This is a genomic window from Flindersiella endophytica, from assembly GCF_054779015.1.
On record NZ_BAAGYY010000018.1, the window covers coordinates 123,759 to 143,120 of the forward strand.

The window sequence follows — 19,362 nt, forward strand, 5'->3', positions numbered from 1 at the left end:
CAATGGGCCGAAAGTTTCGGTTCCAGATCATCCTGCCTTCCAACCATTGCTCCCGTCCACCAAGGCTTCCGGAACCGGCTAGGTGTTGACGCACCGCTTGAGCACTCTTAACATCAGGGCCGCACTATCGGAAAAGTATCGAAATTTTCGAAACTCCGTCCGGTGGTTCGGGAGGGGCATGAGCACACGCATCGAGCAGCCACCCGTGGGCCTCGAGCCAGAGCCCGCAGCTCCGCGCGCCCGCGCCCGTGCCCTCAGCCGGAAACGGCCGAAGCGCGCCACCACCTCATGGCGCAAGGCGATCCGGCGCGACTGGCGGCTCTACACGCTCGTGATCCTCCCCCTGGTGTTCTTCCTGGTCTTCCGCTACCTCCCCATGGCCGGCAACGTCATCGCGTTCCGCCGGTTCCAGCCCGGCGGCAGCATCTTCGGCGAGCAGTGGGTGGGCCTGCGGTACGTCGAGATGTTCATCACCGACCCCACGTTCTGGAAGGTCTTCGGCAACACGCTGATCCTCGGCGCTCTCACGATGCTGTTCTGCTTCCCGCTGCCGATCGTTCTCGCGCTCCTGCTGAACGAGGTCCGCTCCCGTTACTTCAAACGGTTCGTGCAAACGGTCTCCTACCTCCCCCACTTCCTGTCGATCGTCATCGTCGCCGGCATGATCCTGCAGCTGACCTCGCTCGACGGCACGGTCAACCAGATCGTCAAAGCCCTGGGCGGCAGCGCGATCCCGTTCATGCAGGAAGCCGACTGGTTCCGCACGATCTACGTCTCGTCCGAGGTCTGGCAGACCGTCGGCTGGGGCACGATCCTCTACCTGGCGGCGCTCACGACGATCGACGAGCAGTTGTACGAGGCGGCGCGGATCGACGGCGCCAACCGCTGGCAGCAGACCTGGCACGTCACGCTGCCCAGTATCCTTCCGGTCACCGTGACACTGCTGATCCTCAACATCGGCACGTTCATGGCCGTCGGCTTCGAGAAGATCCTGCTGCTATACAACCCGCTGACCTACGACACCGCCGACGTCATCTCGACCTATCTCTACCGCGTCGGCCTGGAGTCGAACAACTTCAGCTACGCGACGGCCATCGGGTTGTTCGAGGCGTTCATCGGCCTGACGCTGATCATGTCCGCGAACGCGATCTCGCGCCGAGTGGTGGGAGCGAGCCTGTGGTGAAGGACTCCCGCGGCTACCAGATCTTCCGGGTCGTCAACGTGGTGATCCTGCTCGGCGTCGTCGCCGTCACGCTGTATCCGTTCCTCAACATCGTCGCGCAGTCGTTCAGCAGCGAGCAGTTCATCCGCACCGGCCAGGTCAACCTGATCCCGCGCGGCTTCGACCTGAGGACGTACGAGGTCGTCGCGTCCGATCCGATGTTCTGGCGCAACTACCTCAACACCGTCATCTACACAACGACCGCGACGTTCATCTCGATCGTGCTCACGACGTCGTACGCCTATGTGTTGTCGAAGCGGCACCTCAAGGGCCGCGGCCTGCTGATCGGCATCGCGGTGTTCACGATGTTCTTCAACGGCGGGCTCATCCCCAACTACGTGCTGGTGACGAGCCTCGGCCTGAAGAACACGCTCTGGGCCGTCGTGCTGCCGAACGCGATCAGCGTGTTCAACCTCCTCGTGATGAAGGCGTTCTTCGAGAACATCCCGAACGACCTGGAGGAAGCCGCGGCCATCGACGGCCTGACGACGTACGGGATCCTGCTGCGCATCGTGCTGCCGCTGTCGAAGGCCGTGATCGCGACGATGATCCTGTTCTATGCGGTCGCCAACTGGAACTCGTGGTTCGCCGCGTTCCTCTACTTCGACAAGTCCGAGCTGTTTCCGGTGACCGTCTACCTCCGCAACATGATCGCCGGCGCCAGCGGCGCCACGTCGGTCGGCACCGGACAGGGCGACCTGGCCCAGGTCGCCTCCAGCATCAAGGCGGTGACGATGGTGCTCACCATGCTGCCCATCCTCGCCGTTTATCCCTTCATCCAGCGCTACTTCGTGTCGGGCGTGATGCTCGGCGCGGTCAAACAATGAGTGCGGAGTACACGATGCGTGGGACCCAGATGCACAAGGGGAGACGGACCTCCAGGGCGCTGTTCGCGTTGGTGGCCGGGCTGCTCGTCGTCGGCACGACGGCCTGCAGCGACGATGGATCCACCACAGGCAGCGGCTCTGAGAAGCTGGACGCCAAGAAGACCGGCGCGATGGCTTCGTACAAGGTGGGCACACAGTTCAAGGCGACCAAGCCACTGGAGTTCAGCCTGCTCTACAACGACCATCCGAACTACCCCCTCAACAAGAAGTGGATGCTCTGGTCGGAGATCACCAAGCGCACGAACGTCAAGCTGAACCCGACCGTCGTACCGCTGAGCGACTACGAGCAGAAGCGCAGCCTGCTGGTGAGCTCGGGTGACATGCCGCTGATCGTGTCCAAGACCTACCCAGGGCAGGAACAGCCGTTCGTCGCGTCCGGCGCGATCCTGCCGGTGAGCGACTACGTCGACCTGATGCCGAACTATCAGGACAAAGTGAAGAGGTGGAAGCTCGAGCCCGACATCGACACCCTTCGCCAGGAGGACGGCAAGTACTACTTGCTTCCCGGCCTGCACGAGGAGGTCTGGCAGGACTACACGCTGGCGTTCCGCACCGACGAACTGCAGCGGCTCGGCCTGTCGGCGCCCGCGAGCTGGGACGACCTCTACACCGTGCTGAAGGCCATCAAGCGGGCGCACCCGAACAGCTTCCCGCTGTCGGATCGCTTCATGGCCAACAGCCTGCTGAACGTCGCGGCCCAGTCGTTCGGTACGGCGGCGGGCTGGGGCTACAGCGGCGCCACCTGGAACGCCAAGGCGAAGAAGTTCGAGTACACCGGCGCGATGCCGGAGTACAAGCAGCTCGTGGAGTACTTCCACAAGCTCGTGGCCGAAGGGCTGATGGACCCGGAGAGCTTCACCCAGGACGACGACGCGGCCATCAAGAAGTTCACCACCGGCAAGTCGTTCGCGATCAGCACCAACGCGCAGAACATCCCGAACGACTACCTGCCCGGTCTGAAGGGCGTCAAGGGCGCGACCGTGGCGAAGATCCGCGTGCCGTCCGGCCCCAAGGGCGACATCATGACCGGCTCGCGGCTGGAGAACGGCCTGATGATCTCCGCGAAGGCGGCCGAGCGCGACGACTTCGTGGCGATGATGCAGTTCATCGACTGGCTGTGGTACTCCGACGAGGGCGAGGAGTTCGTCAAGTGGGGCGTCGAGGGCGTCACGTACGACAAGGACGCCTCGGGCAAGCGCATCCTGAAGAAGGACATCGACTTCAGCGGACTCAACCTCGGCGCTCCGAAGCACCTGCAGAAGAACTACGGTTTCCAGGGCGGCGTGTTCGCCTACGGCGGTTCGACCGAGCTGCTCTACTCCATGTTCCCGCCGGAGGAGATCGCGTTCCAGGAAGCGATCGCCAACAAACAGGTCGTGGCGCCGGCGCCGCCACACCCGTTCGACCAGACCGAACGCGAGCAGGCGACGCTGTGGGAGACGCCGCTGCAGGACCACGTGAACCAGAACACGCTGCAGTTCATTCTCGGCAAGCGTGACCTGTCGACGTGGAACGCCTACGTCAAGGAGCTCGAGGGCAAGGGCATGACGCAGTACGTCGAACTGGTGAACAAGGCGTACCAGCGTTACCAGGAGAAGCACGGGTAACCGCTTTGTCCGTAACGCGAAAGTCCGACGCCGCCGCCGAGATCGGGACTGGTTTCCTTTCTCGCGCGGCGGCGGTCGTCTACTGGCTGCTCGTCGTCGAACTGCTGCTGGTGGCTGCGATGGCGCCGGGGCTGGTGCTGCTGTTGTTCGTCGGGCGGGACGCGAGCAACGCGCCGCTGTACGGTCTGTGCTTCGTGCCGGTGGCGCCGGCGTTGTCGGCGGCTGTGTTCGCGTGGCGGGTGTTCCTGTCCGACCGTGACCTGTCGCCGGCTCGGCACTTCCTGCGCGGCTACCGGCTCAACGTCGTGGACGTGCTGCGCTGGTGGGTGCCGGCGTTGGCCCTGCTGACCTGCATCGGGTTCACGCTGGCCAACCTGGACGTTTCCGGCGTTCCTCGCGCGTACGGCCTTGTCCTGTTGACGATCGCCGGTGCTGCGCTGGTGTGGGCCTGCCACGCGCTCGTGCTGTCGTCGACGCTGTCGTTGCGGACGCGCGACATCACGCGGCTGGCGTTGTACTACCTCGGAGCGCGGCCGATGGCGGCCATCGGTGCGCTGGGGTTGCTGCTCGCAGCGGGTGCACTGGTCTGTCTCGGCTCCGATTGGGTGCTCGTCCTCCTGGCCTCACCGTTCACGTTCGCCCTGCTGCACAACGCGAAACCCGTACTCCAGGACGCGACGGTGAGGTTCACGGCTTGAGCACAGTACGGGAGCACCTGCTCGGCGGCCGCGAGCTGCGCGCCGGCCGGCCACTGGAGCTGGCGCCGGCCGGCGTGCTGCTGATCCGCCTCAGCTGACCTTGTCCCGCCCGTGCAAGGTGGGCCGGTAGATGAGCTCCTGGATGCGCCCGTCGAGTGTCCGGGTCTCGATCAGTTCGAGGTCGAAGTCGGCCGCGCCCCGGAAGATCGGGCCGTCTCCGGTCTGACCGGTGATCACGGGAAAGACCGACACCTGGAGGCGGTCCACCAGACCGGCGGCCAGCAAGGCCCGGTTCATCGACAGGCTGCCGTGGGAGCGCAATGGTATGTCGGACTCCTTCTTGAGCCGGGCCACGACATCGAGGGCGTCACCGCTCTCTACGGTCGCGGTCGGCCAGGCGAGCGGTCCTTCGAGCGTCGTGGACACTACCGTCGTCGGCAGGTTCCTCAGCTGGGTGTTCACCGGGTCGTTCACCAAGGACTCCGCGCTGCTCGAGTCCATCAGCTGCACGGATTCCCTGTAGGTGTTGGCCCCGAAAACCATCCGCTGCTCCTCGCTGTACAAGGCGAGACGGCGGTCGAGAAACTCGGGACCCTGCTTGCCCCAGTAGCCGCCCCAGTCGCCGTCGCCGTTGTAGGAGCCGAAGCCATCCAGGCTGCAGAAGACGTCCCAGGTGTAGACAGCGGTCATTGTGATCTCCTTGCTTGCTTCTGATCGGGTGTGATCGCGTTGGTCAGGCCGATCACATGACCCTCGGGGTCGGTGAACTGGCCCAACTCGATGGTGGTGCCCGGCACGATGTCCGGGCCGAACAGCCGGTGGCCGCCCAACTCCTCGGCTCTGTCCAGAGCTGCGCCGACATCGGGCACCCCGACGTAGACGGTGACGTGCCGGCTGTCGCCGCCGGCACCGGAGCCGATGCCGCCGGTGATCCCGTCCGGCCCGCTCGGCTGGACCAGGCCGTAGCCGCCTGGACCGCCGGGTTCGATCTTCCAGCCGAACAACTGGGCGTAGAAGGTGTGCAGTGCGGCAGCGTCGCCACCGACGATCTCGAAGTGCACGACGGGTTGGGGTTGGGACATGGCTTCTTCTCCTCGACTTTCTCCTCGACTTTCTCCTCGACTTTCTCCTCGACAGAACCGAGTCAGATCGACGAGTGCTCACGGGTCACGGAGGCCGGCGCTGCCGTCTCGGCCGCGGGCCGCGGCTCGGCATCCTTCGTCGTGTCGTCGTCCTGCGAGTTCCGCACCTGTCTGAACGCCCGCAAGGCGAGAACGGCAAGACCGGCGTAGACGACGGCGCTGACGACGCCAACCATGTGCACGCCGGAGGTGAACGCGTCGCGGGCCGCGGCCAGCAGGCCTTCGCTCTGCTCTACGGGTAGGTGGCCGGCCGCGTCGACCGCGCGGTCGATGCTTTCCCGGGCAGCGTCCGCCGCGTCGGGTGGAACCGCGCCGAGACCAGCCTCCACGTTGCCGCGGTACACCGCCGTACCGAGCGTGGCGAGCGTCGCGATGCCGAACCCGATCCCGAACTCGGCGGCCGTCTGCACGATCGACGCGCCGGAACCAGCCTTCTCCTTCGGCACGGCCCCCATCGCGAGGTGGTTGCAGAGCGCGGCGAGCGGCGCGGTGCCGAGCATGACGACACACATCGCGACGAAGATCGGCTGGGGGCCGGACGTCGAGCCGGCCAGCGTGAAGATCAGGTAGCCGGCACCCGCGACGATCAGCCCACCCGTGATCAGGTACGCCGGAGGGATCCGGTTCGCCACCGGAGGAGTAGCCAGGTTGCCGATGATCATCAGCACGTTGGGGACCAGCAGGAGCAGCCCGGCAGCCAGCGGGGTGAGGCCGGTGACGTTCTGCAGGTACAGCGTGACGAGCAGGAGGGTGCCGGCACCCACCACGGCGGTCACGAACATCAGCGTCAGCGCGGAGCCGAACGTCCGGTTGCCGAACATGCGCAGGTCGAGCAGCGGGTACTCCAGGCGTCGCTGCCGCCGGACGAACACCAGCGCCAGCGCGATGCCGAACACAAGCAGGGCTGCGGGCAACCACGCCCAGCCGTGGCGAGCCAGCTCCTTGAGTCCGTAGACGAACGACAGGATCATCACGAGAGACAGCAAGACGCTGACCGGATCGAGCTTGCCGGGCTGAGGTGTCCTCTGCTCGGGGAGCAGGAACGGGCCGAACACCAGCAGCAGCACGATCCCCGGCACCGACACCAAGAAGACCGAACCCCACCAGAAGTACTCCAGCAGGACGCCACCGACGAGCGGGCCGAGCGTCCCACCGCCCATGAAGCAGGCCAGATAGATGGCCAGCGCCCGGCCGCGTTGCCTCTGGTCGGTGAACATGCCGGTGACCAGAGCCAGGACCGACGGTGTCACCGCGGCACCCGCCACGCCGAGCAACGCACGGCTGGCGATCAGCATCCCCGGACTTGTCGAGAACGCCGCCGCGAGCGAGGCGACGCCGAACGCCGCGGCGCCGGCGAGCAACAGCTTCCTCCGCCCGATCCGGTCACCGATGGTGCCCATCGTGACCAGGAGGCCCGCGATCAGGAAGCCATAGATGTCCACGATCCAGAGCTGCTGAACGCCGCTCGGCGCAAGGTCGGCGGACAGATGCGGCACCGCCAGGTAGAGCACGGAGAAATCCATCGTGACGAGAAAGGTGGGCAGGCCGAGCACAGCCAGCCCAACCCATTCCCGCCACCCGGCGCCGTGTCTCGTACTTCCAGTCATCACGATCTGCTCCAGTCGTCGAATGGTGGGTGGTGCTTCGACGGTAGGGAGATCGACCGGTAGCTGAATCAGTAACTGGATCAGCATTCGCACAACCAGTAGGCCGGTAGTCTGGCCAGCATGCTCCGCGGCCGGCAGGTTGAGTGTGCTGCCATCGACACCCTTCTGGCACATGTCCGGCACGGCGTGAGTGGGGTCCTGCTGTTGCGCGGAGAGCCCGGGATCGGGAAGACCGCCCTGCTGGAGTACGCCCTCGACACGGTCGACGACGACGTCCGCCTCCTGCGATGCACGGGCTATGAGTCGGAGAGCCAGGTGCCGTTCGCCGGGCTGCACCAGGCGCTCCGGCCGATCCTCGATCATCTTCCGGCGCTGGCCGAACCGCAGCGCCGGGCGTTGTCCGGTGCGTTCGGGCTGGGTGAGGCCGCGCGGGACCGGTTCATGATCGGCGCCGCGGTGTTGTCGCTGCTGGCCGAGGCGTCCGAAGCGTCGTCGCTGCTGGTTCTGATCGATGACGCGCACTGGCTCGACCGAGCATCGCTGGACGCGTGGATGTTCGCCGCGCGCAGGCTGGGGCGCGAGGCCGTTGGCGTACTCATCGCCACCCGGGACGAGCCTGGTGCGCCGGATGCGGCCGGCCTCCCGGAGATCGCGCTCGCCGGCCTACCGGCCGACGAGGCCGCGCTGCTGCTCGATGATCTTGGTTTCGCGGGCGCCACCCGGACCGAGCTGGTCGCATCGACCGAGGGCAACCCGTTGGCGCTGCGCGAACTGGCGGCCGCGGGCCCGATGTCGTACGACGGCCCGGTACACCTGACCGATCGCCTGGCGCAGGCGTTCGGTCGTCAACTCGAAGCGCTCTCGCCCGGCACACGCAGGTTCCTGACCCTCGCGGCGGCCGACGACACCGGTGATCTCGCGACCATCTACCGGGCGGCTCCGGCGGTCGGTACGTCCCTCACCGATCTGACCGCGGCAGAGGAGGCGGGACTGGTTCGGGTGACGCAGGGCGCGCTGATCTTCCGGCATCCGCTGTTGCGGTCCGCCGCGTATCACGGTGCCGCACTGGCCGATCGGCTGGAGTCTCATCGCGTCCTTGCCGCGGTCGCCGGCAACGAGGATCGGCGCGTCTGGCATCTCGCCGCAGCGACGATCGGACGCGACGACGCGATCGCCGACGCGCTGGAGCAGGCGGGCAGGCGGGCGACGGCCCGGGGTGCCCACGGCGCGGCATCGTCCGCATTCAGCAGGGCGGCGGAGCTTTCGACCGAGGCGGCCGATTCGCTACGCCGCATGACCGACGCGGCCGAAGCGGCTGTCGACGCGGGCAGGATCGAATGGGCCAGGGTGACGGCGCTGCAGACCCTTCCGACGACCGGCGACCCGTTGCAGCGTGCGCGGTTGCTCGAGGTCGCCGGCCGGGCCGAGTTCGCGGCGCGTGACCTGCACGAGTCCTATGGCCACCTGCTGGCGGCCAGCGACGCGATGGCCACGGCTGACGGGGAGCGTGCGTTCTGGCTGGGATTGAGCGCCGTACACGCGGTCTGGTCGATGCCAACCGATCCGGACAAGCTGGTCGCCGCCGTCGATCACCTTGCTTCACTGGCGCCCGCGGGCACGGCACTGGATGCCGTTGCGTGGCTCGCGAAATGGACTGCGGTGGCCGCCCTCGCGACCGACCCGCGCGGCTACCCCGACCTGGACCCGCTGCTCCTCCGCGCCGCCTGCGTGGCCAGGGAACACGGCCCCGAGGCTCTGGCCGAGGTGATGAGCTTCGCGGTGATGGTGAATCGGGACAGGACATCGTCGGAGATCGCCACGGAGCTCATCCAGAGTGCCCGCGAACGAGGCGCGGTCGCGGTGCTCCCACCGGCACTTGCCCAACTCAGCCTGAGCCAGGTCTTTCTCGGTCGGTACCAGGACGCGCTGATCAGCGGCACCGAAGCGGTCACGCTGGGCCGAGACACCGGTCAACAGCTCTGGGCCGCGTACGCGAGCTCCGCGTTGGCCTACCTGGCCGCGATCCAGGGTGATGAGGCGCGTTGTCTCGAGCTGGCAGGCTCCGGGCCGGGTTCGCTGGGTGACGAGCGCGCGACGGGCACCCATGCCGGCGCGGCTCTCGGCCTGCTCGATCTCGGACTCGGACGGATCGCCGAGGCGTACGAACGTCTCGCCGGCGTGCAACGAGGACCGATCCGGCACCTGTCCGTCGTCCAGCGCAGCGTGCCCGACTTCGTCGAAGTCGCTGTGCGAACCGGCCGGGCCGACGAGGCAGCCGAGGCGATGCAGCGCTGCGAAAGCTGGGCGGCGGTCATGGCCGAGCCGTGGACCGACGCCTTGGTGCTGCGGTGCCAAGCCCTGCTTTCGACCGACGACTCGGCGGAGGATCTGTACGTCCGGGCACTGGCCCGTCACCCGGTCGACGAACGACCCTTCGATCGCGCCCGGACCACCTTGCTCTACGGCGAATGGCTACGCCGCGCCCGACGCAGGGCCGAAGCCCGCGAGCACCTGGACGTCGCACGCCGCCTGTTCGACCACCTGGGCGCTCGGCCCTGGGCAGAGCGTGCAACGGGTGAACTGGCCGCGATCGGCGGCTCTCGTCAGCAGCGTGCGGCGCCGGCCAAGGCGAGCCGGCTGACACCGCAGGAACTCCAGATCGCCGAGCTCGCGGCGGCCGGCCTGTCCAACCGCGACATCGCGGCGCAACTCTTCCTCAGCCCACGCACCGTTGCGTACCACCTGTACAAGGTCTATCCGAAGCTCGACATCCGTTCCCGCGCCGAGCTCAGCAAAGTGCTCCGCTGACGGGTCAGCTCGCCATCCGTACGATCTCGTCAGCGACCTCTTCGACGGGCCTCGTGGCATCGACGACGATGCAGCCGGTGCGCTCCGCGTCCTCGACCACCCGCGCGTTCAGTTCGAGTTGCTCGGCGAGCTCAGCGGGATCCTTGCCGAAGTCGTTGTTGGTGCGTGTGAGCAGCCTGTGTCGCATCGTTTCGCTGTCGATGCGCAACGTGAACCGCTTCGTGAACAGATCCGCGAACTGATCCTGGTTCATCGCTCCGCCGCAGACGAACACCGGGCCGGTCCGAAGACCGGCGGCGAACGCCCGCAGCTTCTGCCCGTCCCAGATCCAGTTCGCGCGGATGTCGACCTCGCTCGGCCGGCCGGTCACCGGATCGCCGACGTACGCGAACACGGCGTCGGCGTCGATTGCGCGCAGGCCCCGGCGGGACAGCTCGGCGCACAGCGTCGTCTTGCCCGTCCCGGACAGGCCGTCGATCTGGAACAGCATCGCGGCAAACGATAGCCAGTGGCGGCGCGAATCGGTGGCATGGTTCGGTCGAGGCTCCGTACTGGGGCGCGGTTCTGCCCCGTTCTGGGGCTTGTCGTGGGGGTAGGTTGCGGTACGGACGGTGGTTGCTGAGTGGTTAGCGTTGTTTCTTTGGCTGCGGGTTCGTTGTGGCTTGGTGTTAACGAAATAGGGTGGCTGGCGTAGGTGCCCCTTGAGCAGGCCTACCGTGCCAACGTTTTCGTCTGCGGGTTCGCTGTAGTTAACCTTCTGTGATTGAGGTTCAAGAATTTTCTGCCCGCGCTCTCTTTTCCTTCGCCGACGGGAGGACCTTCTTTGTTCATCCGGCTCGAGGTGACCGCGGATGCCGGGGTCGCCGGCTTGCTCGCTGGGCTCGATCATCAGTTGAGCGTCGCGGCGGTGCTTGCGGGGGCGATGCCGGGCGCTGTGTTCGTCGACGATGGTGGGCGGCCGGGAGCGGTTTTCCTACACTCGCCGGAGGGCAACTTCGTCGGTGGTGACCCTGCGAACGCTCGCTTCGTCGCAGATCTGCGCCGGCACCTGGCTGCGACGTTCGTGCCCGAACGTGACGGAGATCTGGTGCTGTCGTTCGACCACGATGGCTGGCTGTCTGTGGCGCCCGAGCTCTTGCCCGGGCTGGTCGGGATCCTGGTGCGGCGGCGGTACTACGTCCACCGGGGCGGGCGGGTTCGGCCCCGGCCGGACCTACCGCCCGGATATCGAATCGCTCCGATCGACAGCGGGCTGCTGCGACAGCAGTTCGTTCCCGGCCACGTCCGGGGTTGGATCGAGTCGAACTGGGGTGGCGAGCCCGCGTTCCTCGCCGGCGGATTCGGCGTGGCAGCTCTGCAGGGCGAGGTCGTCGCGGGCTGGAGCCTGGCCGATTGCGTCGTCGCCGATCGGGCCGAGATCGGGATCCATACAGCAGAGGACCATCGGCGCCGCGGTCTGGCGGCTCAGGTCGCCGCGGCGGCCGTCGCCGCTGCGTATGACCGCGGGCTGACGCAGGTCGGTTGGCACTGCAACGACGACAACGTCGGGTCGTACCGCACCGCGGAGTCCGTGGGTTTCACGTTGCGGCGGCGGTACGTCAGCTTCGCGTACCGACGCTGATCAGGTGCGACCTGGTTCTTTGGCCGCGGGTTCGCTGTGGCTTGGTGTTAACGAGATTTGATGGTTGCGGTAGGTGCCCCTTGAGCAGGCCTACCGGACCACGTTCTTTGGCTGCGGGTTTCGCTGTAGTTAACCTTCTGTGATTGAGGTTCAAGAATTTTCTTTGCCGCGGCCGCGCCCATCGCCATCACCAGCTGGAAGCCGGCCTGCGACGGCACCACCGCCCCCGCGAACGAGACGGTCAGCTGGGCCAGCACCACCCCGGCAACCGCGCTGGAGGTCGAGGATGCTCAACGCGTAGCCGGCCGCCACGACCGCGGCGCCCAGCATCAGCCTGGTCTTGGGCCCGCGGGCGTTGGTGATCCGGGCCGACAGCGGCGCCATCGCCATCATCACCAGGCCCGACGGCGCCAGCACCAACCCCACCGCCAGCATGTTCTGCCCGAGGCCGTCAGGCTCGGCGGCCGCCTCGGACATCGAAATCCCTCCCTGCGGAATTAAGTCAGTTGATTGACTTAAGCTATCAGCTCTGCTTTGCTGATGCCGAGTGGAGCGACGAGCCAGCAGAGCCAGCCAAGCCCGAGGAGACAGCGTGAGCCAGACCGAGGATGTGCGGACCGAGGCGGGCCAGGCCGGGGACGCACTCAGCTACCCGCTCGCCAGGCCGGCGGCGCTCGAACCGCCCGCCGAGTGGTCCGAGCTGCGCGACCGCTGCCCGGTCGCCAAGGTGCGGTTGCCCAGCGGCGACGAGGCCGCCCTGCTCACCCGCTACGCCGACGTCCGCCAGGTGCTCTCCGACCCGCGGTTCAGCCGACGGCTCGACGCCGACGACGCCGCCCGGCTCACCGACACCGAGTCCGGCGGGCTGTTCAACAGCGACATGTCGTCCGCCATCCCGCACGACACCGAAGGCCACCTGCGGTGGCGGCGGATGATCACCAAGTGGTTCACGGCCCGGCGGATGGCCGCGCTGCGCCCGCGCATCGAGGCGATGGCCGAGCAGCTGATCGACGAGATGATCGAACGCGGCCAGCCGGCAGATCTCAAGGCCGGCTTGGGCTTTCCGCTGCCGGTGTGGGTGATCTGCACGATGCTCGGCGTGCCCGACTCCGATCGCGACAGGTTCTCCTACTGGTCCGACTCGCTGCTCAACCTCACGCGATACACCGAGGACGAGACCAGGGCCGCGCAGCACGAGTTCGTGGCGTACATGGCCGCCCACATCGCCGCCAAGCGCGCCGAGCCCGGCGAGGACCTGCTCAGCGAGCTGATCACCACGCCTGACGCCGCGGGCACCTACATGTCGGACCGGACCCTCGTCGCCACCGGCATGGGCCTGCTCGTCGCCGGCCACGAGACCACCGCCAACATGATCGGCAAGCTGGTCGGCATGCTGCTGTCCGACCGCACGCGGTGGGAGCAGTTGCTGGCCGATCGTTCGCTGGTCCGGACGGCCGTCGAGGAGGCGCTGCGGTACGACGCGAACCTCGGCTTCGGCCTGCCGCGCTACATCAGTGAGGACGTCGAGGTCGGCGACGTGCTGGTGCCCGCGGGCACGACCGTGCTGTGCGACATGGCCGCCGCCAACCGCGACTCCACGGCGTTCGACGCCGCCGGCGAGATGAACCTGACCCGGCATCCCAACCCACACTTGACGTTCGGCGCCGGAGCGCACTCGTGTCTCGGGCAGCCGCTGGCACGTACGGAGCTGCAAGCGGTGCTCGACGTGCTGCTGCGCAAGCTGCCGACGCTCGATCTCGCCGTACCGGCCGGGGAGCTGCGCCGCGTGGAAGGGCTCGTCGTCGGCGGCCTCTCCGAAGTTCCGGTGACGTGGTGACGAGCGTGGCAGACACAGCGGGCAAGACGACGTTACGCGCCGACCGGGCCAACGCGACCCGCGAGGCGATCCTGGTGGCCGCCGAGCGGCTGTTCGCCGAGCACGGGGTGTTCGCGGTCTCCAACCGGCAGGTCAGCGAGGCCGCCGGACAGGGCAACAACACCGCCGTGGGTTACCACTTCGGCACCAAGACCGACCTGGTGCGCGCGATCGTACGCAAGCACGCCGAGCCGGTCGAGCAGCTGCGCCTGCGGATGCTCGCCGAGATCGGCGACTCGTCGGAGGTACGCGACTGGGTGGCCTGCCTGATCCGGCCGATTGCCGAACACCTGGCCGGCTTGGGAAGCCCGTCGTGGTATGCGCGGTTCGGCGCGCAGGTGATGACCGATCCGGTGCTGCGCGACATCATCGTCGAGGAGAGCCTCGCCTCGCCCACGCTGCTGCGGATCCTCGACGGTCTGAACGACTGCCTGCCCGAGATGCCCTTGCAGGTAAGGGCAGAGCGCGGCGACATGGCTCGCCAGCTGATGGTGCACATGATCGCCGAACGCGAGCGGGCGCTCGCCGTCGGCGCCGCGACGCCACGAGCCAACTGGCAGGAGGCGGCGACAGGCCTGATCGACGCGCTCGTCGGACTGTGGATGGCGCCGGTCACCGGATGAGCCTCCACCCGTCGAGCGTACTGATCGTCGGCGCTTCCGCCGCTGGACTCACGACCGCGGAAGCCCTACGCCGTAAGGGCTTCTCCGGCCGGTTGACCGTGCTCGGCGCCGAGCCGCACCTGCCGTACGACCGGCCGCCGCTGTCGAAGCAGGTGCTGAGCGGTGCCTGGGAGCCCGATCGGGCGCGGCTGCGGCCGGAGGCGATGCTGGCGGCCCTTTCGGCGGAGTTCGGGCTCGGGGATCCGGCGGTCTGGCTGGACGTCTCCGCGCGGACGGTGCACACGGCATCCGGGCGGGAGCTGCGCGCGGACGCGATCGTGCTCGCGACCGGGTTGCGGCCCCGATCCCTGCCAGGGCAGGAGAATCTCACCGGCGTACACGTGCTGCGTACGCTGGACGACGCGCTGGCGCTGCGTACCTCCCTGCTGGCCGGACCGCGGCTCGTGGTCGTCGGCGACGGTGTGCTCGGCGCGGAGGTCGCCGCCACCGCTCGCGGAATGGGCCTCTCGGTGACGCTGGCCGGGCCGCAGGAAGCACCGCTGGCGAGCCAGTTCGGCCCGTTCGTCGCCAGGTTGCTGGCGGACCTGCATGTCAGGCAAGGAGTTTCGCTGCGGCTGGGTCGCGCGGTCACCGGCCTGACCGGCGTCGACGGACGGGTGAACGGTGTACGGCTGGACGGTGGCGACGTGCTGCCGGCCGATGCGGTGGTGGTCGCGCTGGGTGCGGCGCCCGCGATCGAGTGGCTGACCGGCAGCGGTCTGCGGCTCGACAACGGCGTGGTCTGCGACTCGCACTGCCGGGCGGCTCCTGGCGTGTACGCCGTCGGCGACGTCGCGCGCTGGCACCACGACAGGCTCGGATCCCTGCTGCGCTTGGAGAATCGGACGAACGCGACCGAGCAGGCGCTCGTTGTCGCGGCCAACGTGCTCGGCGAGGACTTCGCGTACACGCCGATCCCGTACTTCTGGACCGACCAGTTCGACGTCAAGATCCAGGCGCACGGCGTGCTGCCCGCCGACGCCGAGGTGACGGTCGTCGAGGGAGATCACACCAGCCATCGGTTCGTCGCGAGCTACCGCCGAGGCGGACGGACGACCGGCGTACTCGGGTGGAACATGCCCAAACAGACGCGCCTGCGCAGGCAGGAGCTCGATCTCGTTGGAGGCTCGGCATGACCGCAGAAACACCGCTCTATCCGATGACCCGGGCCGAGCGTTGCCCGTTCGACCCGCCGCCGGATCTGAAGGCGTTGCAGGAGCAGGGTCCGCTCGCCAAGGTGAGCCTGCCCGACGGGACGACCGCGTGGCTGGTGACGCGATACGCCGACCAGCGTGCGCTGCTCGCCGATCCGCGGCTCAGCTCCGACGCCTCGCGCCCCGGCTATCCGAGCGGCGTTCCGCGGCCGGTCGACGAGTCGGGTGAGCGCCGGCGGCCGTCGATCGGCTTCATCCTGATGGACGACCCGGAGCACGCGCGGCTACGCCGGATGGTGACGGCACCCTTTGCCGTCAAGCGGATCGCGGCGATGCGGCCCACCGTACAGAAGATCTGCGACGACCTGATCGACGCGCTGCTGGCCGGGCCGCGGCCGGTCGACCTGGTAGGGGCCTTCGCACTGCCATTGCCTTCGCTGGTGATCTGCGAGCTGCTCGGCGTGCCGTACTCCGACCACGACTTCTTCCAGGCCAACAGCAAGACCATCATCCGGCGGTCGGCGTCGCCCGAGGAGCGGATGGTGGCGATGCAGGCGCTGAACGGCTACCTGGACGAGCTGATGGGGTCGAAGCTGGCGGCACCGTCGGACGACCTGCTGTCCGGGCTGGCCGAGCGGATCAACGCCGGCGAGCTGACCCGGCAGGACGCGGCCCAGATGGGCGTACTCCTGCTGATCGCCGGGCACGAGACGACGGCCAACATGATCGCGCTGGGAACGCTGGCGCTGCTGGAGCATCCGTCGCAACTCGAGCTGCTGCGGTCGTCGTCCGCCGATCCCACGCTGGTCGCGGGCGCCGTCGAGGAGTTGCTGCGCTACCTCCACATCACGCACAGCGGCCGGCGGCGGGTGCTGCTGGAGGACGTCGAGCTGGCAGGACAGGTGATGCGCGCGGGTGAGGGCGTCATCCTCGCCAACGACATCGGCAACCGCGACCCGTCGGTGTTCTCATCACCTGACGACCTGGACCTGACCCGCGACGCGCGCCACCATGTGGCGTTCGGCTTCGGGGTGCACCAGTGCCTGGGGCAGCCGCTGGCGCGGATGGAGCTACAGGTCGTCTACAGCACGCTCTACCGCCGGATCCCGACGCTGCGGCTGGCGGCCTCGGTGGACGAGATCCCGTTCAAGCACGACGGCTCGGTCTACGGCGTGTACGAGCTCCCGGTCACGTGGTGAAGGAGACCTGACATGAAAGTGCACCTCGACCAGGACAAGTGCGTAGCCTCCGGCCAGTGCGTCATGGCCGCCCTGGACGTCTTCGACCAGCGCGACGAGGACGGCATCGCGGTGTTGCTCACCTCGGAGCCACCCGCCGATCAGGCGGAGGGAGTGCGCACCGCCGCGACCCTCTGCCCCGCCCTCGCGATCACCGTGGAGGAGTAGGAGACGCTCACTCCGCGGGCGCGAGGTTCTGGGTGCGTGCGCCCGGGCTGTCCGGATCGATGTTCCAGCTGACGACCCGCCGCGGATGGATCCGGATGATGTGTGAGCTGTCACCGTGGACCTGGAACGAGCTGTCGACCGCCGGCTCGGCGACGCCACGAACCTCCAGGAAACGCACGCCTTCCGGGCCCTCTCCGACGGCATCGTCGATGACGAACGCGACCTCTGGATTGACTCTGATGTTGCGGTACTTGGCCGAGTCCTCCATGTCGTACCCGGCGATGTCGATCGTGCCCAGCCGGGCGTTGTAGCGATAGCCGACCGGCTTGTTCTGCGGCGTGCCGTTCGGGCTCACGGTGGCCAGCCGGCCGACGGTGTGGCTGGTGACGTAGTGGAGGTGAGCGTGGTCGAGAGGCATGGCGACATCCTGTACCCATCGCCGGCGCAGGTCCATGCGACTTTGGTCCTAGTACCGCGGGCGCTGGCATCGCCCGCGGCGCCAGAAGGTGTTACGCCACCAGTAGAGAACGGACGGGTCCTCGGGCCAAGGCGTCCCCTGCCGTGACGTCGCCTCGAAGTCGTCGCGATCGTCGATCGGACGGAAGCCTTCGTCCCGCACGTCGCCCGGGCCAGGCGGTCGGACCGCGTCGAGGAGTCGTTCCTCGCAGGCGCCGAGCCTCGCGTACGTGCGTTGCGCCTCGACGAGCGACGCCTTGTTTGCTCCGCCGGCGTACCGCGGCCAGCGCAACTGCACGAGATCGTCTTCCCAGAAGCAGATCGGGCAGATCAGATACGAGCCGGGGCCCTCGTCATGGACGAGGTATCCGCAGCACGGACATGGCGACGACGTGGCGACCATCGAGCTCCCTCACTCCTTGAGGTACATCGAGGAGTAGTCCGGCATGCCGCGCACCAGGTCGAGGTGGGCGTTGCCGACCTTGGAGCCGTACAGCGCCATCGCCTTCGGCTCGCCCAGCGGCACGGCCGGTACCTGCTTCTCCATCAGCTGCCGGTCGAGCTTGCCCCACTCGGGCGCGGCCTTCTCCATCCGCAGGCCCGCGATCCGGTCGATGTCCTTGGTCAGCTGCGGATCCTCCAGGAACGACGGGTTGACGACCCGCTCACTCTGGTTGGCCGGCGGGTACCACGACTTCAGGAACGCCGAGCTCGCTGTCGGCCAGTCGAGGCAGGTCAGGGCCTGGCGCAGGTTGATCTCGGCCTCCGGGTCGGCGCCCGACTCCACCGGGTCCTTGCGCGCCTTCGAGTCGACCGTGAAGCCGGCCTTCTCCAGCTCGGCCAGCAGCGCGTCGTCGGCCGTGTCGGCGGCCTTGGTGTCGCCGTAGTAGTACATCAGCTCGAACTCGGCTTCGTCCCCTTCCGCGAGCATCGCCTTCGCCTCGGTCAGCTTTCCCGGGCCCTTGCCGCCGGTGCCGAAGGCGTCGTACTTCTCGCGGCCCGGCGTGCTCGCGGGCAGCAGCGACGTCGCCGGCGTCCAGTTCTTGCCCTCGACGTTGCCTTCCACCTGGTTGACCACGTCGATCGGCCAGGCCGCGGCCAGCGCCTTGCGCACCTGGAGCGGGATCTGCCGCGTGTCCAGGTAGGCGAACCGCGCGCACGGGCTGTCCCCCGTCAGCAGCCGCTGGGTGGCGCCCGCCTCGGACACCGAGTCGAGCAGCGCCGCCGGAACGGGGTCGGGGACGATCGTGTCCTGGTAGTTCTCCTTGTCCTCGATCACCCGCTGCTGCACCGTCCGCGCGCTCTGCCCGAACCTGAAGATCCACCGGTCGACGTACTGGTGCCGCGCCGGGTCGGTCGCCGGGTCCCACTCCTCGTTGCGGGTCAGCACCAGCACGTTGCCCGGCACGTACTTCTCGAACTTGTACGGCCCGGTCGCCAGCGGCTTCCCGGCGTACCCCGCCTTGGTGTCCTTGTCCTCCGGGATCGGCGTGAACGCCGGCAGCGCCGCGAAGTACGGGAAGTCCGCGAACGGCTTCCGCAGGTTGATCACCACGGTCCTGTCGTCCGGCGTCGACACGCCGTCGAACGTCTTGCCGCTCTTCCACGGCCCTTCGTACTTGTCGCCACCGGCGTAGAGCTGCGCGCCGTACGGCGGGCCGCCCGGCAGCTCGGCGCCGGCCAGCTGCCGCTTGATCGCCCACGCGACGTCGGCCGCCTTGACCGGGGTGCCGTCGTTGTAGAGCAGCCCGTCGCGCAGGCGGTACGTCCACTTGGTGAAGTCCTGGTTCGGCTTGCCCAGGTCGACCGCGAGGTCGGGCACCAGCACCGGCTTGCCGGCCCGCCACTGGTACTGCGTCAGCCCGCGGGTCACGAGGTTGAGGATTGCCCTGGCCTGCGGAGACGAGGCCCGGGTCGGGTCCAGCGTGTTGGGCGACGTGCCACTCGACACCGTGATCGTGCCGCCCTGGATCGCGCCCGGAACCTCTGCCGCCGGCGCGGCCGCCTTCGGATCCTGCGCGCCGACCGCCGCGACCGTCCGGGTGGGCTTCGGGCTCGGGGTGTCCTGCGCACCCGACCCGCCCGGACCCATACACGCGGCGGCCGTCATCAGGGCGGCCGCCGCCAACAGCGTCATCAAGGTGCCGAGCCTTCTCGACCGCACTGGATCACTCCAAGCTGGTTCCGCGTGACACTAACGAAAGGAGCCACGGACA

At 68.0% G+C, this 19,362-nt stretch carries 19 protein-coding genes; 11 read left to right on the plus strand and 8 right to left on the minus strand.

What is annotated here, in order from left to right; translation table 11 throughout:
• Positions 1 to 178 precede the first annotated feature (178 nt).
• The 4 genes from ACYVF6_RS19665 to ACYVF6_RS19680 are packed head-to-tail and all read left to right on the plus strand — an operon-like array spanning position 179 to position 4,414.
• Positions 179 to 1,183 (plus strand): ABC transporter permease, encoded by a 1,005-nt coding sequence (locus ACYVF6_RS19665; RefSeq protein ID WP_460523329.1) that lies wholly within the window; start codon positions 179 to 181, stop codon positions 1,181 to 1,183.
• Positions 1,177 to 2,049, plus strand: coding sequence for a carbohydrate ABC transporter permease (locus ACYVF6_RS19670; RefSeq protein ID WP_460523331.1), 873 nt, complete (start codon positions 1,177 to 1,179; stop codon positions 2,047 to 2,049). Before ACYVF6_RS19665 ends, ACYVF6_RS19670 begins: the two co-directional genes overlap by 7 nt.
• Before the next feature lie 14 nt (positions 2,050 to 2,063).
• On the plus strand, positions 2,064 to 3,716 hold the full coding sequence (locus ACYVF6_RS19675; RefSeq protein WP_460523333.1) for an ABC transporter substrate-binding protein: 1,653 nt from the start codon (positions 2,064 to 2,066) through the stop codon (positions 3,714 to 3,716).
• Positions 3,717 to 3,721: 5 nt separating this feature from the next.
• The gene (locus tag ACYVF6_RS19680) at positions 3,722 to 4,414 is read left to right on the plus strand and encodes a hypothetical protein (protein WP_460523335.1); all 693 of its coding nucleotides are present in this window, start codon (positions 3,722 to 3,724) and stop codon (positions 4,412 to 4,414) included.
• 90 nt (positions 4,415 to 4,504) lie between these two features.
• Here ACYVF6_RS19680 and ACYVF6_RS19685 read toward each other — a convergent pair whose 3' ends face one another.
• The 3 genes from ACYVF6_RS19685 to ACYVF6_RS19695 all read right to left on the minus strand — a co-directional run bounded on the left by ACYVF6_RS19685 (position 4,505) and on the right by ACYVF6_RS19695 (position 7,163).
• Positions 4,505 to 5,104: a dihydrofolate reductase family protein gene (locus tag ACYVF6_RS19685; protein WP_460523337.1), complete on the minus strand. Its 600-nt coding sequence runs from the start codon at positions 5,102 to 5,104 to the stop codon at positions 4,505 to 4,507.
• The gene (locus tag ACYVF6_RS19690; RefSeq protein ID WP_460523339.1) at positions 5,101 to 5,496 is read right to left on the minus strand and encodes a VOC family protein; all 396 of its coding nucleotides are present in this window, start codon (positions 5,494 to 5,496) and stop codon (positions 5,101 to 5,103) included. The genes ACYVF6_RS19685 and ACYVF6_RS19690 overlap by 4 nt, the downstream gene beginning before the upstream one ends.
• Positions 5,497 to 5,558: 62 nt before the next feature.
• Positions 5,559 to 7,163, minus strand: a complete 1,605-nt coding sequence (locus tag ACYVF6_RS19695; RefSeq protein WP_460523341.1) for an MFS transporter — start codon at positions 7,161 to 7,163, stop codon at positions 5,559 to 5,561.
• Between the two features lie 120 nt (positions 7,164 to 7,283).
• Here ACYVF6_RS19695 and ACYVF6_RS19700 point away from each other — a divergent pair, with 120 nt between their 5' ends.
• The gene (locus tag ACYVF6_RS19700; RefSeq protein WP_460523343.1) at positions 7,284 to 9,971 is read left to right on the plus strand and encodes an ATP-binding protein; all 2,688 of its coding nucleotides are present in this window, start codon (positions 7,284 to 7,286) and stop codon (positions 9,969 to 9,971) included.
• Positions 9,972 to 9,975: 4 nt separating this feature from the next.
• Here ACYVF6_RS19700 and ACYVF6_RS19705 read toward each other — a convergent pair whose 3' ends face one another.
• Positions 9,976 to 10,860 carry a P-loop nucleotide/nucleoside kinase family protein gene (locus tag ACYVF6_RS19705; RefSeq protein WP_460523345.1) on the minus strand — a complete coding sequence of 295 codons (885 nt, stop codon included), beginning with the start codon at positions 10,858 to 10,860 and terminating at the stop codon, positions 9,976 to 9,978.
• A gap of 18 nt (positions 10,861 to 10,878) precedes the next feature.
• On the opposite strand from ACYVF6_RS19705, the gene ACYVF6_RS19710 reads away from it, so the two are divergent.
• A complete protein-coding gene (locus ACYVF6_RS19710) occupies positions 10,879 to 11,592 on the plus strand; it encodes a GNAT family N-acetyltransferase (protein WP_460523347.1) in 714 nt (237 codons plus the stop codon).
• A 150-nt stretch (positions 11,593 to 11,742) separates the two neighbouring features.
• Here ACYVF6_RS19710 and ACYVF6_RS19715 read toward each other — a convergent pair whose 3' ends face one another.
• Positions 11,743 to 12,069: a hypothetical protein gene (locus ACYVF6_RS19715; protein ID WP_460523349.1), complete on the minus strand. Its 327-nt coding sequence runs from the start codon at positions 12,067 to 12,069 to the stop codon at positions 11,743 to 11,745.
• 115 nt (positions 12,070 to 12,184) lie between these two features.
• Between ACYVF6_RS19715 and ACYVF6_RS19720 the strand changes: the two genes are divergently transcribed.
• The 5 genes from ACYVF6_RS19720 to ACYVF6_RS19740 are packed head-to-tail and all read left to right on the plus strand — an operon-like array spanning position 12,185 to position 16,690.
• Positions 12,185 to 13,429 (plus strand): cytochrome P450 family protein, encoded by a 1,245-nt coding sequence (locus ACYVF6_RS19720; RefSeq protein WP_460523351.1) that lies wholly within the window; start codon positions 12,185 to 12,187, stop codon positions 13,427 to 13,429.
• Positions 13,430 to 13,434: 5 nt separating this feature from the next.
• Positions 13,435 to 14,091, plus strand: a complete 657-nt coding sequence (locus ACYVF6_RS19725; RefSeq protein WP_460523353.1) for a TetR/AcrR family transcriptional regulator — start codon at positions 13,435 to 13,437, stop codon at positions 14,089 to 14,091.
• A complete protein-coding gene (locus ACYVF6_RS19730; RefSeq protein WP_460523355.1) occupies positions 14,088 to 15,266 on the plus strand; it encodes an NAD(P)/FAD-dependent oxidoreductase in 1,179 nt (392 codons plus the stop codon). The genes ACYVF6_RS19725 and ACYVF6_RS19730 overlap by 4 nt, the downstream gene beginning before the upstream one ends.
• Positions 15,263 to 16,483 carry a cytochrome P450 gene (locus ACYVF6_RS19735; RefSeq protein ID WP_460523357.1) on the plus strand — a complete coding sequence of 407 codons (1,221 nt, stop codon included), beginning with the start codon at positions 15,263 to 15,265 and terminating at the stop codon, positions 16,481 to 16,483. Before ACYVF6_RS19730 ends, ACYVF6_RS19735 begins: the two co-directional genes overlap by 4 nt.
• Positions 16,484 to 16,495: 12 nt before the next feature.
• Positions 16,496 to 16,690, plus strand: coding sequence for a ferredoxin (locus tag ACYVF6_RS19740; RefSeq protein ID WP_460523359.1), 195 nt, complete (start codon positions 16,496 to 16,498; stop codon positions 16,688 to 16,690).
• 7 nt (positions 16,691 to 16,697) lie between these two features.
• Here ACYVF6_RS19740 and ACYVF6_RS19745 read toward each other — a convergent pair whose 3' ends face one another.
• The 3 genes from ACYVF6_RS19745 to ACYVF6_RS19755 are packed head-to-tail and all read right to left on the minus strand — an operon-like array spanning position 16,698 to position 19,283.
• Positions 16,698 to 17,108, minus strand: a complete 411-nt coding sequence (locus tag ACYVF6_RS19745) for a PPOX class F420-dependent oxidoreductase (RefSeq protein WP_460523361.1) — start codon at positions 17,106 to 17,108, stop codon at positions 16,698 to 16,700.
• A 48-nt stretch (positions 17,109 to 17,156) separates the two neighbouring features.
• Positions 17,157 to 17,549, minus strand: a complete 393-nt coding sequence (locus ACYVF6_RS19750) for a CPCC family cysteine-rich protein (protein ID WP_460523363.1) — start codon at positions 17,547 to 17,549, stop codon at positions 17,157 to 17,159.
• A 9-nt stretch (positions 17,550 to 17,558) separates the two neighbouring features.
• Positions 17,559 to 19,283 (minus strand): periplasmic substrate-binding domain-containing protein, encoded by a 1,725-nt coding sequence (locus ACYVF6_RS19755; protein WP_460523365.1) that lies wholly within the window; start codon positions 19,281 to 19,283, stop codon positions 17,559 to 17,561.
• Between the last annotated feature and the right edge of the window lie 79 nt (positions 19,284 to 19,362).

Excerpts from the sequence above, each read along its gene's own strand:
- ACYVF6_RS19730 (WP_460523355.1), top strand. The coding sequence starts at position 14,088 with ATGAGCCTCCACCCGTCGAGCGTACTGATCGTCGGCGCTTCCGCCGCT.
- ACYVF6_RS19695 (WP_460523341.1), bottom strand. The coding sequence starts at position 7,163 with ATGACTGGAAGTACGAGACACGGCGCCGGGTGGCGGGAATGGGTTGGG.
- ACYVF6_RS19690 (WP_460523339.1), bottom strand. The coding sequence starts at position 5,496 with ATGTCCCAACCCCAACCCGTCGTGCACTTCGAGATCGTCGGTGGCGAC.
- ACYVF6_RS19715 (WP_460523349.1), bottom strand. The coding sequence starts at position 12,069 with ATGTCCGAGGCGGCCGCCGAGCCTGACGGCCTCGGGCAGAACATGCTG.
- ACYVF6_RS19705 (WP_460523345.1), bottom strand. The coding sequence starts at position 10,860 with ATGATCGAGCCCAGCGAGCAAGCCGGCGACCCCGGCATCCGCGGTCAC.
- ACYVF6_RS19665 (WP_460523329.1), top strand. The coding sequence starts at position 179 with ATGAGCACACGCATCGAGCAGCCACCCGTGGGCCTCGAGCCAGAGCCC.
- ACYVF6_RS19750 (WP_460523363.1), bottom strand. The coding sequence starts at position 17,549 with ATGGTCGCCACGTCGTCGCCATGTCCGTGCTGCGGATACCTCGTCCAT.
- ACYVF6_RS19745 (WP_460523361.1), bottom strand. The coding sequence starts at position 17,108 with ATGCCTCTCGACCACGCTCACCTCCACTACGTCACCAGCCACACCGTC.
- ACYVF6_RS19740 (WP_460523359.1), top strand. The coding sequence starts at position 16,496 with ATGAAAGTGCACCTCGACCAGGACAAGTGCGTAGCCTCCGGCCAGTGC.
- ACYVF6_RS19685 (WP_460523337.1), bottom strand. The coding sequence starts at position 5,104 with ATGACCGCTGTCTACACCTGGGACGTCTTCTGCAGCCTGGATGGCTTC.
- ACYVF6_RS19755 (WP_460523365.1), bottom strand. The coding sequence starts at position 19,283 with ATGACGCTGTTGGCGGCGGCCGCCCTGATGACGGCCGCCGCGTGTATG.
- ACYVF6_RS19735 (WP_460523357.1), top strand. The coding sequence starts at position 15,263 with ATGACCGCAGAAACACCGCTCTATCCGATGACCCGGGCCGAGCGTTGC.
- ACYVF6_RS19675 (WP_460523333.1), top strand. The coding sequence starts at position 2,064 with ATGCGTGGGACCCAGATGCACAAGGGGAGACGGACCTCCAGGGCGCTG.
- ACYVF6_RS19700 (WP_460523343.1), top strand. The coding sequence starts at position 7,284 with ATGCTCCGCGGCCGGCAGGTTGAGTGTGCTGCCATCGACACCCTTCTG.